The sequence below is a fragment of the Achromobacter sp. 46006 genome (assembly GCF_059761975.1).
The window spans coordinates 35640-49786 of sequence record NZ_JCBANN010000005.1 but is presented as its reverse complement, the minus strand read 5'-3'; the positions used below and the strand labels follow the sequence as shown (position 1 = coordinate 49786).

Here is a 14147-nt window from a genome sequence, read left to right as displayed (position 1 = left end):
GCATAGGGACAATCCAATGGCTGAGAACACTTTGCACGCGCCGGCTGCCGCGCACCGCGGCGCGTCGCCGGACAAGATGAAGAAACTGGCGATGGCCAGTTCGGTCGGCACCACGCTGGAGTGGTACGACTTCACGGTCTACAACCTGATGGCGGCGCTGGTATTCAATGCCATCTTCTTTCCGTCGTTCGACCCGCTGACCGGCACCATCCTTGCATTCTCGACCTACGCGGTCGGCTATGTCTCGCGGCCGCTGGGCGGTTTCGTCTTCGGCCACCTGGGCGACCGCCTGGGCCGCAAGTTCGTGCTGGTGGCCACGCTGGTCATCATGGGCGTGTCGACCGGCCTGATGGGCATGCTGCCGACCTACGCGCAATGGGGGGTGTGGGCGCCGGCGGCGCTGGTGGCGCTGCGCTTCGTCCAGGGCGTGGCGTTGGGCGGCGAGTGGGCCGGCGCGGTGCTGCTTTCGATGGAACACGGCAAGCCGGACCAGCGCGGCCGCAACGCGTCCTTCACGCAGATCGGGCCTTCGTGCGGCACGCTGATCGGCACCGGCTTCATCGCCCTGATCTCGCTGTGGCTCACGCCCGAGGCGTTCCAGGCCTGGGGCTGGCGCGTGCCGTTCGTGTCGAGCGTGGCGCTGGTGCTGTTCGGCCTGTGGCTGCGCCGCGGGGTCGAGGAAACGCCGGTGTTCCTGGAAATGGAACAGAAGCGCGAGACCGCCAGTACCCCGATCAAGGAGGTGCTGGCGCAACACTGGCGCCAGCTACTGGTGGCGGGCGGTTCGCGCATCGGTTCGGACGTGCTGTACGCGCTGGTGGTGGTGTTCACGCTGACCTACGTGACCACGGTGCTGCATCTGTCGCGGCCGCTGGCGCTGGGCGCCACCATGCTGGGCGCGGCGCTGAACGCCATCGCGGTGCCGCTGTTCGGCCACCTCTCGGACCGGATCGGACGGCGTCCGGTCTACCTGGCGGGCGCGCTGCTGGGCATGGCCTGGGCCTTCGTGTTCTTCACGCTGATGGACAGCGCGCATCCCGTGGCCATCTGCGCCGCCGTGGTGGTGGGCCTGTTGATCCACGCGATGATGTACGGACCGCAGGCCGCTTTCGTCACCGAGCAATTCCCGGGCCGGGTGCGCTATGCCGGCGCCTCGCTGGCCTACACACTGGCCGGCATTGTCGGCGGTGGCTTTGCGCCGCTGATCATCGCCAGCCTGTTCAAGTCGTGGAATTCGACGCTGGCGGTATCGCTGTACGTGGCCGCCGCGCTGGTGGTGACCGCCGTGTCGGTGCTGGCCGCCACGGAAACCGCCAAGGCGCCGCTGCGGCGTTGAGCGCCCGGGCCCCGCCTGCAATGTGTCCATTTCATTCGGAAAAACGTCAGGTAGCTGACTTAATTCTGAATAACAAACGAAAATTGTTTACACTCGCATCCACAAAATTCAAGTCTGGACGGGGCCGCCGCGGGGTGGACCCTGTCCACGTTACGGGAGAAAGTGATGCGCAAGTTGTTGTTGGGGGCGGCGCTGGCCGCCGCGGTGTTCGGCGGCACGGCTCACGCCGCGGCGGAGCCCAAGGCCGTGGTCGCCAATTATTCGGACCTGGCGCTGGCCGGCTATGAAGACGCGCTGACTTCCGCCAAGGCGCTGCGCGAGGCCGTCAACGCCCTGGTCGCCAAACCCAGCGCGGACACGCTCAAGGCTGCCCGCCAGGCCTGGCTGGATGCGCGCGTGCCGTACCAGCAGACCGAGGCGTTCCGCTTCGGCAACCCGATCGTCGACGACTGGGAAGGGCGCGTGAATGCCTGGCCGCTGGATGAAGGCCTGATCGACTACGTCGACGCCTCCTACGGCACCGAGAACGACGAGAACGCCTACTACGCGGTCAACGTCATCGCCAATTCCAGGATCTCTGTGGGCGGCAAGACCGTCGACGTCAGCGAGATCACGCCCAAGCTGTTGTCCGAGGTGCTGCACGAGGCCGACGGCAACGAGGCCAACGTGGCCACCGGCTATCACGCCATCGAATTTCTGCTGTGGGGCCAGGATCTGAACGGCACCAACCCGGCGCCGGCCGACCGCAAGGGCACGCCGCAGGAACGCCATGCGGGCGACCGCCCGCACACCGACTACGACGTCAAGCATTGCACCGGCGGCAACTGCGAACGCCGCATCGCCTACCTGAAGGCCGTGACCGACCTGCTGGTGAGCGACCTGGAAGAGATGGTCGGCAACTGGCAGAAGGACGGCGCCGCGCGCAAGGCGGTGGAGGAAGACCCCAAGGCCGGCCTGGTGGCGATGTTGACCGGCGTGGGCAGCCTGTCGTACGGCGAGCTGGCCGGCGAGCGCATGAAACTCGGCCTGATGCTGCACGATCCCGAGGAAGAGCACGACTGCTTCTCGGACAACACCCACAACTCGCACTTCTACAACCAGATCGGCATCCGCAACGTCTACCTGGGCGCCTACACCCGGGCCGATGGCAAGAAGCTGCAAGGCGCCAGCCTGTCGGAACTGGTCAAGGCGCGTGATCCCAAGCTGGACGCCGAAGTGCGCGCCAAGCTCGACGCCACCGTGGCCGCCATGCAGGCCATGAAGACCCGCGCCGAGACGGTCGAGACCTACGACCAGATGATCGCGGACGGCAACAAGGAAGGCAACGCGGTGGTGCAGGCCGCCATCGACCGCCTGGTCGACCAGACCCGCAGCCTGGAGCGCGTGATCACGCTGCTGGACCTGGGCAAGGTCGCCATCGAAGGTTCCGACAGCCTGGACCAACCCGACGCCGTATTCAAGTGAAGCTCGTATTCGCCGCCGTACTGGCGGCGTCGGCTCATGCCGGCGCCGCTGCCGCTCCTGCCGTGCCCGCCGGGCGTGACGATCTGAGCGCCGAGGACCTCAAGCGGGTCCTCGCCATCACCGCGCCGACCCGCGATTTCTCCAAGGCCGAGGCTTTCGAGACCATGCAGGCCGGCGCCACCACCACCAACAAGCTCATCAACGCCGACATCTTCTCGCAGCCGTCGGCCAACATGAGCTTCGAGCGGCGCCAGGAATTCCAGGTCGGCAACGGCCTGTTCCGCAAGGACTGGGTGTCCGCGCCCGCGTCCACGCAGGCCTCCGACGGCCTCGGGCCGCTGTTCAACGCGCGCTCCTGCCAGGCCTGTCACACCAAGGACGGGCGCGGCTCGGTGCCGGGCTTCGATCCGCTGGAGCGTCCCGACGCGGTGGCGCTGCTGCTGCGCCTGGCGGTGCCGGAAGGCCCGGACCGCGGCCATCCGCGCCTGGCGCCGGGCGAGATCGCGCTGCTGCCCGAACCCGTCTATGGCGTGCAGTTGCAGAACTTCGCGGTGGCCGGCCTGCCGGCCGAAGGCCGCATGGAAATCGAATACACCCCGGTCACCGTCAAGCTCAATGGCGGCGAGACCGCCACCCTGATGAAGCCGGCCTACCGCATCGACAACCTGGGCTACGGCCCGATGCGCAAGGACACGCAGATCTCGCCGCGGCTGGCGCCGCCGATGATCGGCCTGGGCCTGCTGGAATCGATCCACGAGGCCGACATCCTGGCCAACATCGGCGCCGACAAGCGCGATGGCATCGTTGGCAAGGCCAACTGGGTGACCGACGCGCGCACCGGCCAGCGCGCGCTGGGCCGCTTCAACCTGAAGGCCGGCCAGCCCACCGTGGAGCAGCAGAGCGCCGCCGCGTTCTCCAACGACATGGGGCTGTCTACGCCGCTGTTTCCCAACCACTACGGCGACTGTACGCCGGCGCAGCCTCAGTGCCTGGAGATGCCGCACGGCGCGCAGCCGCGCTTCGGGCCGGAGGAAGTGCCGGCCAAGCTGATGGACTTCGTCACCACCTACTCGACCAACCTGGCGGTGCCGCAGCGGCGCGATGCCGACGACGCCCGGGTGCTGGCCGGCAAGAAGCTGTTCTACGAGGCCAATTGCGTGGCCTGCCACGTGCCCAAGTACGTCACCAGCCGCAATGCGAAGCAGGCCGAGCATCGCTTCCAGTTGATCTGGCCGTACACCGACATGCTGGTGCATGACATGGGCGATGACCTGGCCGATGGCGTGTCCGACGGCTCGGCCAGCGGCCGCGAATGGCGCACCCCGCCGCTGTGGGGCATCGGCCTGACCAGGACCGTCAACCCCAATGCCACCTGGCTGCATGACGGCCGCGCCCGTACCTTGCTGGAGGCGGTGTTGTGGCATGGCGGCGCCGGCCAGCCGGCGCGCGACCGCGTGGTGGCGATGACGCCCGCAGAACGCGCCGACCTGATCCGTTTCCTGGAGTCGCTGTGATGGCTATCTTTGATGCACGCTGGCGTGCGCCGGTCCAGGCCCTGGCCGCGCTGGCGCTGGCCTGGCCGCTGGCCGCCGGCGCCGAATTGCCTGCCGATCTGGGCGAGCGCCTGGCGCAAGGCTACGCGCGGCCGGCGGCCGCCGGCATGGTCGCCGCCGCGACCGACCTGGAAGGCGCGCTGGTCCCGTGGTGCGGCAGGCCGGATGCGGCCGGCGCCAAGCGGGTGGAAGCGGCTTTCGCCGACCTGGCGCTGGCCTGGGCGCGGCTCGAACCGCTGCGCTTCGGACCGCTGGTGCAGGCCAACCGCTACGAGCGCCTGGCGTTCTGGCCGGACACGCGCGGCGTGATGCCGCGCCAGGTGCGGGCTGTGATCGCCGCGCAGGATGCCGACCTGCTCAAGCCGGGCGCGCTGGCCGGGCGCAGCGTGGCGGTGCAGGGGCTGCCGGCATTGGAGTTCGTGCTGTATGGCGAGCCGGCGTTGCTGACGCAACAAGACGCGCCCACCTTTGCCTACGCTTGCGGCTACGCCCGCGCGCTATCGGCCAACGTCGCCGCGATCTCGCGCGACGTGGCCCAGGCCTGGGACGGCAAGGCCGACTTCGGCCGCCAGTTCGCGCGGCCGCGGGCGGGCAATGATCTCTACCGTGACCCGCAGGAAGTGGCGGCCGAAGCGATGAAGGCGCTGTCCACCGGCCTGCAGTTCGCGCGCGACGTGAAGCTGCTGCCGGTGCTGGGCGCCTCGGCCGATGGCGCCAGGCCCAGGCGCGCCGCCTTCTGGCGCAGCGGGCTGTCGACGCGCACGCTGGCCGCCGGCCTGGACGGCCTGGCGGCGTTCTACCAGGCGGGCGGATATGCCTTGCCCAAGGGCGAGGACTGGATGGCGGGCGCGGTGCTGGCCGAACTGGGCAACGCGGCGCGCGCGCTGCGCGAGGTGCCGGCGCCGCTGGAGCGGGCGCTGGGCGATGCCGAAGGGCGCCGCCTGCTGGGGCTGGCGGCGTTGACGCTCAAGAACGCCAAGGCCATCGTTGACCAGGACCTGGCGCCGGCGCTGGGCGTGACTATCGGCTTCAATGCGCTCGATGGCGACTGAGCGCGACCGCATGATGGCCGGCATCGCTGGCAGTGTGTCGGCCGGCAACCAGCCGACGCGGCCCGCGCGGCGCGATTTCCTGGCCTGGGGCGCGGGCGGCGCGCTGGGCGCGGCTCTCGGCTGGCCGCGGCAAGCGCTGGCCGTCCCCGGCGACGATGCCCAGGCGCGCTATCTGGCCGCGCGGCAGCGCGGCGGCCGCGACGAGGCGGTGGTGCTGGATGGCGCCGGCCAGGACCGGCGCGTGGTGCCGATGCCCGCGCGCGGCCATAGTTTCGCGATCGACGCGCCAGCCGAACGCGCCGTGGTGTTCGGCCGCCAGCCGGGCTTTTTTGCGCTGGCGTTCGACCTGGGCGGCGCCCGCCCGCCGCTCGAACTGCCATTGCCGGAAAACCGCCATTTCTTCGGCCACGGCGCCTATTTCGACGGCGGCCGGCTGTTGGCCGCGACCGAGAACGACTTCGACGGCGGCCGCGGCGTGCTCGGCATCTACGATGCCACGCCGGGCGGCGGCTACCGCCGCATCGGCGAATACGATACCGGCGGCATCGGGCCGCACGAGGTGCTGTTGATGCCCGACGGCAAAACGCTGTGCGTGGCCAATGGCGGCATCCTGACGCATCCGGACTACGGCAAGCTGGAACTCAACCTGGATACCATGCGGCCGTCGTTGGCGTATCTGGACGCGGCCAGCGGCGCGCTGCTGGAGCGGGTCGAGCTGGCGCCCGAGCTGCAGCGCCTGTCGATCCGTCATCTGGCGCTGGCTGGCGATGGCAGCGTCTGGTTCGGCTGCCAGTACATGGGGCCGGCCGGCGACCGGCCGGCGCTGGTGGGGCGCCATCGGCGCGGCGCGCAGCCGGTGCTGTTCAACGGCCCGCAGGACACATTGCGCGCGATGCGCAACTACATCGGTTCGGTGGCGGCGGACGCGGCCGGCGCCGTGATCGCCACGTCCAGCCCGGTGGGCGGGCGGGTGCTGTACTGGGATGCCGCCAGCGGCCGCTGCCTGGGCGAGACCCGCCTGGCCGATGGCTGCGGCGTGGCGCCGGCGACCGACGCCGGCTTTCTCGTCAGCAGCGGCCTGGGCGCCATGGTGCGCACCGATGCGTCGGGCGGCCAGCGGCCGGTGCTGGCGCCGTCGCGCGAGCGTTCCTGGGACAACCATTTCCGCAAGGTCGCGGCCGCTTGATGCGGCCGCCGCCACGCCCGACCGGGGCGATGCGGCTCATGCGATGGCCAGCCAGAGGGCCAGGCGCCTTACAAAGCCTGACACACCGGAAGCGCGCGACGGCCCTTTCCGCAAGACGCATCTGATAAAGTTTTCGGTTGTCTTTTTTGCATGAGGGAGCGACAACGATGGAAGACGCGTTGAAGGAATTCAATGCCTGGGCCCCCAGGCTGGTGGACCTGGGCATCAATCTTCTCGTGGCCTTGCTGATCCTGGTCATCGGCTGGTGGGTCTCGGCATTGCTGGGCCGCTGGGTGCGGCGCATCGCCACGCGGTCCAGCAAGATCGATCCGACCATCGTGCCGATGTTCTACAGCACCGTGGTCTGGACGGTGCGCATCTTCACCCTGATCGCGGTGCTGGCACGCTTCGGCGTGCAGACCGCCAGCCTGATCGCCGTGCTCGGCGCCGCCGGCCTGGCCGTGGGCCTGGCGCTGCAGGGCACGCTGCAGAACATCGCGGCCGGCATCATGCTGCTGATCCTGCGTCCGGTGCGCGCCGGCGAATACATCGGCCTGAGCACGGGCGCCGAGGGTACGGTCGAAGAGGTCGGCCTGTTCCTGACGCGGCTGGTGCAGGTCGATGGCATCCACCTGACGCTGCCCAACAGCACCGTCTGGAACGCCACCATCACCAACTACAGCCGCAACAAGACGCGCCGCCTGGATATCCCGGTGCCGGTGCGCTATGGCGATGATCTGAACGCGGTGGTGTCCAAACTGCAGCAGATCGTCGCGGCTAATCCCAATGCCATGCAAGACCCGCAGCCCATGGTCAAGGTCGTCGACTACAAGGAAAACGGCGTGGTCGTGAATGTGCGGGTGTGGGCCGAGGCGGCCAAGTACTGGGATTTGCGCTGGGACCTGTATCAGCAGATCCGCAGTTCACTGGAGGCGGCGGGCTTCCAGGCGCCGATCCCGCTGCGAGAGATCCAGAATCCCAAGGCTGGTGCCGCGGCCTGACCGGCGGGCGGCAAGGCAACGGGCGTCCGGCGCAAGGCGGACGCCCTTTTTTCATTGCGCCAGCCGCGCGCCGCAATCGGCGGCGGGCGTGGCGCCGGATTCAGGCCTGCACCGCCAGCCGCGCCAGTTCGGCCTTGATCCAGCCGGCGATCTCGCGCTGGCGCTGCGCCGGCATGCGATCGATGATGGCCGTGACGCTGACCGCCAGCAACGGTTCGCCGTGGGCATCGAGCAGGGCGCAGCCCACGCCCAGCGCGCCGCGCACGGCATGGTTGCCCACCACCGAATAGCCGCGCGCGCGGGTGTTCTCGATCAGGCGGAACATTTCCTGCGGCGTCATGCCGCCGTACTCGTCCAGGCGGCTGGAGTTGCGCTCGACGATGCCGCGAGCGACGTCATCGGGCAGCGCCGCCAGCAGCGCCATGCCGCCCGAGCCCACGCCCAGCGGCTGGCGCTTGCCGGCGTAGGTCGCCAGGATCTGCACCGGATAGCTGCCGATCTCGCGATGCAGGCTGATGGAATCGTCCTCGTCGCGCACCACCAGGAACACGGCATCGCCGGTGCGGTCCGCCAGCCGCCGCAGCACCGGCAGCAACTGGCGCACGCGCGGGTCGCGCGAGCGGGTGTCGGGGTCCACCGCCAACTGGGCGCGGTATTTCTTGGTGCCCGCCACCGGCAGCACCAGGCCCGCGTCGAGCAAGGCCGCCAGCAGGCGGTAGATGGTGGGACGCTGGATGCCCGTCAGGCGGGCGATATCGGTCACGCTGAGCCCGTCGGGCCCTTGGTCTCGCAGGGCGGCCAGTACGGCCAATCCGCGCCGCAATGTGCGTGGGCCTGCGGCCGCGGCATCGCTGTCTTGCATGCAACTCTCTGAAATCTTGGGGGTTATGGCGGAATGGTTGAGGGAAAACCATAGTCCGTAGAGTGGACTCTACCTTGATGCACCGCTCATGTATAGATCAGAATGCACCATCCAATAATTCGAATCGTCCATCTAATGGACAGTATCAGCACGGAGACTATATGAAGACCGGTCACAAGCCTGGACTGCGGCGCTTTGCCGCCACGCTGTTGGCTACCGCCGCAAGCGCTTTCGCCATGGGTTCCGCCCAGGCTGCCTATCCCGATAAACCCGTCCGTATCGTGGTCGGCTTTTCCGCCGGTGGCACCACCGACGTGATCGCCCGCATCATGGCCAAGGAACTCACCGAGAGCCTGGGCCAGTCGTTCGTGGTCGAAAACAAGCCGGGCGCCGGCAGCAATATCGCCACGGACATGGTGCAGCGCGCCGCGCCCGATGGTTACACGCTGCTGTTCGTGGCGGTCACCAGCGCCATCAACCAGACGCTGTACAAGAACGTGTCGTTCGACCTGACCCGCGATTTCGCGCCGGTGGCGCTGGGCGCCAAGGTGCCGAACATCCTGGTGGTCAATCCGCAAGTGCCGGTGAAATCGGTGCAGGAACTGGTCGACTACGCCAAGAAGAACCCCGGCAAGCTGGCTTTCGCCTCTTCGGGTAGCGGCACCTCGATCCACATGGCGGGCGAGCTGTTCAAGATGAAGGCCGGCATCGACGTGCTGCACGTGCCCTACAAGGGCAGCGCGCCGGCCATTACCGACCTGATCGGCGGCCAGGTGCAGTTCATGTTCGACAACATGCCGTCGGCCTGGCCGCACGCGCAATCGGGTAAGCTGCGCGCGCTGGCGGTGACCACCGCCGAACGCTCCAAGAGCGCGCCGGACCTGCCCACCATGCAGGAAGCGGGCTTCGCCAACTTCGACGTCTCGTCCTGGTTCGGCCTGATCGCGCCGGCCGGCACGCCGCCGGATGTGATCAACAAGCTCAATGCCGCCATGGTCAAGGCGCTGGACAAGCCTGAAGTGCAGACCAGCTTCGAAAAGCTGGGCGCCGTGGGCGTCAAGACCACGCCGGCCGAGTTCGGCCAGTTCATCAAGTCGGAAGTGGAAGGCTGGGCGCCGGTGGTCAAGGCGTCGGGCGCCAAGGTCGACTGAACACGCGCTTCGCGCCGCGGCGGGACAACCGCCGGCGGCCGATGACAGGGGACGGGCGGATGCCCGTCCCTATTTTTTTGCGCCGTCGTCGCGGCGGACGCTGGCCAGCATGGCGGTGCAGACGCCGCGCATCATGTCGACTTCGTCGCGGCTCAGGGCGGCCCTGGCAAAAAGATGCCGCATGCGCGGCAGCAGCTTCTTGGGATGGGCCGGGTCCAGGAACCGCACGCCCACCAGGGCTTCTTCCCAGTGCGCCAGGAAGGCCTGCACCGCTTCGCCCGAGGCCGGCTCGGCGCCGCGCGAGGGTGTCTGCGCGGTGGAGGCGGGCAACAGCGCCGCGCCCTGGTCCACCAGCAGCGCGTAGCGCAGCTCCCAGGCCGCCAGTTGCAATGCCTGGGCCACGTTCAGCGAGCTGTACTCGGGGTTGGCCGGGATGTGGCAGATGCGGTGGCACAGCCCGATCTGGGCGTTGGTGAGGCCGGCGCGCTCGGTGCCCAGCACGACCGCGGCGCAGCTCTCGGCGGTTTCCGCCAGGTGGGCACAGGCCAGCTCTGCCGCCTGGCGGATGTCGCAGGGCGGGGGGCCGAGGTCGCGCACCCGGGCGGTCAGGGCGAACGCCAGGGTCACGGGCGCCAGCGCCTCTTCCAGGGTATCGTAGAGGCGCGCGTTTTCCAGCACATCCAGGGCGCCGCTGGCCAGGGCCACGGCTTCCGGCTGGCGGGTCACATCGGCGAATTTGGGCCCCACCAGCACCAGTTCGGAAAAGCCCATCGTCTTGATGGCGCGGGCCGCCGAACCGACGTTTCCGGGGTGGCTGGGGTTCACCATGATGAAGCGAACGCGTGAAAATGCTTGAGTCATTTAAAATGGCACGTTTGGCTTAGTGCCTTCCTGGTTTTTTGGGCCGGTTTCCCCCTGTCGGGGACGGCGTATCCGGGAGGGCGGCTAGCGGCCTACCCACCGCATACGTACGGAATTTTATGCACCCGATGCTCAACATCGCCATCAAGGCGGCCCGCCGTGCCGGCACCATCATCAACCGTGCCAGCATGGATTTGGAACGACTCAGCGTGGCTCGCAAGGGGCCGCGCGATTATGTCACGGAAGTCGATCGCGCCGCCGAGGAGTCCATCGTCGAGACGCTGCGCGCCGCCTACCCGGACCACGCGGTCCTGGGCGAGGAGTTCGGCCTGCAGGGGCCCGACCAGGCCGAATTCCAGTGGATCATCGATCCGCTGGACGGCACCACCAACTTCATCCACGGCCTGCCCAATTATGCCGTGTCGATCGCCCTGACCCAGCGCGGCCAGGTCACGCAGGCGGTCATCTATGACCCGTCGCGCAACGAACTGTTCACCGCCAGCCGTGGCAGCGGCACCTTCCTGAACGACCGCCGTGTGCGCGTTTCGGGCCGTACCCGCTACCACGAGGCCCTGCTGGGCGCGCACTGGCCCAATTCGGGCGACCTGGAGCAAGGCTCGGCGCGTTTCCGCGCCATGGCCGAAGGCAGCACCGGCGTGCGCCGCCTGGGCGCCACCGTGCTGGACCTGGCCTACGTGGCCTGCGGCCGCCTGGACGGCTTCTGCGGCGTGGGCCTGAAGCCCTGGGATCTGGCGGCTGGCAGCCTGATGGTGCTGGAAGCCGGCGGCCTGGTGGCCGACTTCGACGGCGAGCAGGGTTGGATGGATTCGGGCAACGTGCTGGCCGCCAGCCCGAAGATCTTCACGCAGATGCTGACCGCGCTGAACCCGGCGCCGGCGGCCTGACGCCGTTGCGCGTTGTTGCCCGAAAAACCGGCCGAAGGCCGGTTTTTTTCTGGCAGAGCCAGCGCTGGCGAAGGGCGGGCCGCGAGGTGTCCGGCGGGCCCGTGACGGGTGTCGGGCGCCGTCAGAGCACGCGCCGTAGGCCATCCGCACGACCCGTGTCACCGGCGTGTCACGCATTTTCCAGGTACGATTATCGGTCGTGTAACTTCTGGAGCTCCTGATGGAGTGGCTGCTGGACCCCGCTGCGTGGGTCGGCTTGCTTACCCTGGTCGTCCTTGAGATCGTCCTGGGAATCGATAACCTGATTTTCATCGCCATCCTGGCGGACAAGTTGCCTCCGTCGCAACGCGACCGCGCGCGCATCGTTGGCTTGAGCCTGGCGCTGGTCATGCGGCTGGGCCTGCTGTCGGTCATGTCGTGGCTGGTCACGCTGACCACCCCCCTGTTCTCGATCGGACCGCTGTCGCCCTCGGGGCGCGACCTGATCCTCATGGCGGGTGGCTTCTTCCTGCTGTTCAAGGGCACCATGGAGCTGCACGAGCGCCTGGAAGGCGGCCAGCACGGCGGCGCTTCCGGGCCGCGCGTGTACGCCAGCTTCTGGGTCATCGTGACGCAGATCGTGGTGCTGGACGCGGTGTTCTCGCTGGACTCGGTCATCACCGCGGTGGGCATGGTGGATCACCTGGCCATCATGATGATCGCCGTGGTCATCGCCATCGGCATCATGCTGCTGGCCTCCAAGCCGCTGACGCGCTTCGTCAACGCCCACCCGACGGTGGTGGTGCTGTGCCTGGGCTTTTTGCTCATGATCGGCTTCTCGCTGCTGGCCGAGGCCTTCGGCTTCAAGGTGCCCAAGGGCTACCTGTACGCCGCCATCGGCTTCTCGGTGGCGATCGAGGCCCTGAACCAGGTGGCGCGCCGCAACCTGCTCAAGCTGGACGCGCGCCGTCCGATGCGCGAGCGCACCGCCTCGGCCGTGCTGCGCATGCTGGGCAAGCGTCCGCCGGCCGACGAACCCGACCTGCCCAGCGCCGACGGCCCCGCCATCCCCGCCTTCGGCGTCGAGGAACGCAACATGGTCAGCGGCGTGCTGACGCTGGCCGAACGCTCGATCCGCTCGATCATGACGCCGCGCACCGACGTGTCGTGGATCAACATCGACGACGATCCCGAGACCATCCGGCGCCAGATCACCGACGCGCCGCACAGCTTCTTCCCGGTCTGCCGCGGCTCGCTCGACGAGGTGCTGGGCATCGCCCGCGCCAAGGAACTGGTGGCCGACCTGATCACCGAGGGCCGGGTGCGCCGCAACCGGCTGCGCGATCCGATCATCGTGCACGAGTCGATCGGCATCCTGCGCCTGATGGACACCCTCAAGCGCTCGCGCGGCCAACTGGTGCTGGTGGCCGACGAGTTCGGCGCGATCGAGGGCCTGGTGACGCCGATCGACGTGTTCGAGGCCATCGCCGGCGAATTCCCCGACGAAGACGAATTGCCCGACATCGTCGCCGACGGCCCCAATACGTGGAAGATCGACGGCGCGGCCGACCTGCACCACGTCGAGCAGGTGCTGGAAACCGAAGGCCTGGTCGATGACGCGCAGGACTTCTCCACGCTGGCGGGCTACCTGCTGTCGCGCTTCGGCCACCTGCCCAAGCCGGGCGACGTCTGCGAATACGAGATCCACCACGACCATTTCCGCTTCGAAGTGCTGGAAATGGACGGCCGCCGCATTGCTCTGGTGCGCGTCGAGAAGCGCGCGCCCGAGCCGCTGGACGAAGACGCCGCGCTGACCAACGACTAGATGCCTTCAAGGAAACCTTGCCATCGTGACTGATACCACGCTCTATCTCATCAAGGCCTTCATCCTCGGCATCGTCGAGGGCCTGACCGAGTTCATCCCGGTGTCCAGCACCGGCCACCTGATCGTCATCGGCGATTGGCTCAACTTCGAATCCAGCCAGGGCAAGGTGTTCGAGGTGGTGATCCAGCTCGGTTCGATCCTGGCGGTGATGTGGATCTTCCGGGCGCGGTTGCTGCAACTGATCCGCGGCACCCTGACCGGCGTGCCGAGCGAGGTGGCCTTCACCCGCAACCTGCTGATCGCCTTCCTGCCGGCGGCGGTCATCGGCGCCATCTTCATCAAGTCCATCAAGCAGGTGTTCTACCACCCCGGCGTGGTGGTGGTGACACTGGTGCTGGGCGGCCTGATCATGCTGTACGTGGAGCGCCGCACCCGCCACACTCCTGGCGACGTGCCGGGCGCGGCCGACGACACTGCCTCGGACGAGCGCGCCACCGCTCGCACCCTTGAGCAGATCACCTGGAAGCAGGCGCTGGGCGTGGGCGTGGCGCAATGCCTGGCGATGATCCCGGGCACCTCGCGCTCGGGCGCCACCATCATCGGCGGCATGATCGCCGGCATCCAGCGCAAGACGGCCACCGAGTTCTCGTTCTTCCTGGCCATGCCGACCATGCTGGGCGCGGCCGTGTACGACATGTACAAGAACATGGATCTGCTGACCCAGCACGACCTGTCAGGCATCGCCGTGGGCTTCGTGGCGGCCTTCCTCAGCGCGATCGTGGTGGTGCGGGCGGTGCTGCGCTTCGTGGCCAATCACACCTACCGGGTGTTCGCCTGGTATCGCATCGTGTTCGGTGGCGTCGTGGCCGCCTGGATCCTCACCCGCTGAGGCCGGCGCCGCGGGCGTTGACGAAACAAAGGGCCGCGTGCGATACGCGGCCCTTTGCTTTGGGTCGGTGCGGCGGGGCCGCC

Annotated in this window: 12 protein-coding genes; 10 read left to right on the top strand and 2 right to left on the bottom strand. The window is 68.2% G+C overall.

The genetic code is table 11. From position 1 onward, the window contains the following. Positions 1-16: 16 nt before the first annotated feature. The 6 genes from AC6LKG_RS04290 to AC6LKG_RS04265 all read left to right on the top strand — a co-directional run bounded on the left by AC6LKG_RS04290 (position 17) and on the right by AC6LKG_RS04265 (position 7592). Entirely contained in the window at positions 17-1336 is a 1320-nt protein-coding gene (locus AC6LKG_RS04290) for an MFS transporter (RefSeq protein WP_498162971.1), read from the top strand. Positions 1337-1501: 165 nt separating this feature from the next. Further along, the gene (locus AC6LKG_RS04285) at positions 1502-2800 is read left to right on the top strand and encodes an imelysin family protein (protein WP_498162969.1); all 1299 of its coding nucleotides are present in this window, start codon (positions 1502-1504) and stop codon (positions 2798-2800) included. Further along, the gene (locus tag AC6LKG_RS04280; RefSeq protein ID WP_498162967.1) at positions 2797-4314 is read left to right on the top strand and encodes a di-heme oxidoreductase family protein; all 1518 of its coding nucleotides are present in this window, start codon (positions 2797-2799) and stop codon (positions 4312-4314) included. Before AC6LKG_RS04285 ends, AC6LKG_RS04280 begins: the two co-directional genes overlap by 4 nt. Beyond that, on the top strand, positions 4314-5405 hold the full coding sequence (locus tag AC6LKG_RS04275; RefSeq protein WP_498162965.1) for an imelysin family protein: 1092 nt from the start codon (positions 4314-4316) through the stop codon (positions 5403-5405). The genes AC6LKG_RS04280 and AC6LKG_RS04275 overlap by 1 nt, the downstream gene beginning before the upstream one ends. Before the next feature lie 13 nt (positions 5406-5418). Then, a complete protein-coding gene (locus AC6LKG_RS04270; protein WP_498163180.1) occupies positions 5419-6591 on the top strand; it encodes a DUF1513 domain-containing protein in 1173 nt (390 codons plus the stop codon). A 167-nt stretch (positions 6592-6758) separates the two neighbouring features. Then, on the top strand, positions 6759-7592 hold the full coding sequence (locus AC6LKG_RS04265) for a mechanosensitive ion channel family protein (protein ID WP_498162963.1): 834 nt from the start codon (positions 6759-6761) through the stop codon (positions 7590-7592). A gap of 100 nt (positions 7593-7692) precedes the next feature. On the opposite strand, the gene AC6LKG_RS04260 is transcribed toward AC6LKG_RS04265, so the two are convergent. Then, entirely contained in the window at positions 7693-8454 is a 762-nt protein-coding gene (locus AC6LKG_RS04260) for an IclR family transcriptional regulator (protein ID WP_498162962.1), read from the bottom strand. A 161-nt stretch (positions 8455-8615) separates the two neighbouring features. Between AC6LKG_RS04260 and AC6LKG_RS04255 the strand changes: the two genes are divergently transcribed. Continuing rightward, complete coding sequence (locus AC6LKG_RS04255) at positions 8616-9605, top strand: Bug family tripartite tricarboxylate transporter substrate binding protein (protein ID WP_498162960.1); 990 nt, start codon at positions 8616-8618, stop codon at positions 9603-9605. A gap of 69 nt (positions 9606-9674) precedes the next feature. Here AC6LKG_RS04255 and AC6LKG_RS04250 read toward each other — a convergent pair whose 3' ends face one another. Beyond that, positions 9675-10466, bottom strand: a complete 792-nt coding sequence (locus tag AC6LKG_RS04250; RefSeq protein WP_498162958.1) for an RNA methyltransferase — start codon at positions 10464-10466, stop codon at positions 9675-9677. 119 nt (positions 10467-10585) lie between these two features. Here AC6LKG_RS04250 and AC6LKG_RS04245 point away from each other — a divergent pair, with 119 nt between their 5' ends. From AC6LKG_RS04245 to AC6LKG_RS04235, 3 genes are all read left to right on the top strand, one after another. Further along, positions 10586-11371 carry an inositol monophosphatase family protein gene (locus tag AC6LKG_RS04245; protein WP_175135774.1) on the top strand — a complete coding sequence of 262 codons (786 nt, stop codon included), beginning with the start codon at positions 10586-10588 and terminating at the stop codon, positions 11369-11371. 220 nt (positions 11372-11591) lie between these two features. Beyond that, positions 11592-13175, top strand: a complete 1584-nt coding sequence (locus tag AC6LKG_RS04240) for a TerC family protein (RefSeq protein WP_498162956.1) — start codon at positions 11592-11594, stop codon at positions 13173-13175. 25 nt (positions 13176-13200) lie between these two features. After that, positions 13201-14064 carry an undecaprenyl-diphosphate phosphatase gene (locus tag AC6LKG_RS04235; protein WP_498162954.1) on the top strand — a complete coding sequence of 288 codons (864 nt, stop codon included), beginning with the start codon at positions 13201-13203 and terminating at the stop codon, positions 14062-14064. Positions 14065-14147 lie beyond the last annotated feature (83 nt).

Excerpts from the sequence above, each read along its gene's own strand:
- AC6LKG_RS04290 (WP_498162971.1), top strand. The coding sequence starts at position 17 with ATGGCTGAGAACACTTTGCACGCGCCGGCTGCCGCGCACCGCGGCGCG.
- AC6LKG_RS04285 (WP_498162969.1), top strand. The coding sequence starts at position 1,502 with ATGCGCAAGTTGTTGTTGGGGGCGGCGCTGGCCGCCGCGGTGTTCGGC.
- AC6LKG_RS04275 (WP_498162965.1), top strand. The coding sequence starts at position 4,314 with ATGGCTATCTTTGATGCACGCTGGCGTGCGCCGGTCCAGGCCCTGGCC.
- AC6LKG_RS04270 (WP_498163180.1), top strand. The coding sequence starts at position 5,419 with ATGGCCGGCATCGCTGGCAGTGTGTCGGCCGGCAACCAGCCGACGCGG.
- AC6LKG_RS04265 (WP_498162963.1), top strand. The coding sequence starts at position 6,759 with ATGGAAGACGCGTTGAAGGAATTCAATGCCTGGGCCCCCAGGCTGGTG.
- AC6LKG_RS04260 (WP_498162962.1), bottom strand. The coding sequence starts at position 8,454 with ATGCAAGACAGCGATGCCGCGGCCGCAGGCCCACGCACATTGCGGCGC.
- AC6LKG_RS04255 (WP_498162960.1), top strand. The coding sequence starts at position 8,616 with ATGAAGACCGGTCACAAGCCTGGACTGCGGCGCTTTGCCGCCACGCTG.
- AC6LKG_RS04250 (WP_498162958.1), bottom strand. The coding sequence starts at position 10,466 with ATGACTCAAGCATTTTCACGCGTTCGCTTCATCATGGTGAACCCCAGC.
- AC6LKG_RS04245 (WP_175135774.1), top strand. The coding sequence starts at position 10,586 with ATGCACCCGATGCTCAACATCGCCATCAAGGCGGCCCGCCGTGCCGGC.
- AC6LKG_RS04240 (WP_498162956.1), top strand. The coding sequence starts at position 11,592 with ATGGAGTGGCTGCTGGACCCCGCTGCGTGGGTCGGCTTGCTTACCCTG.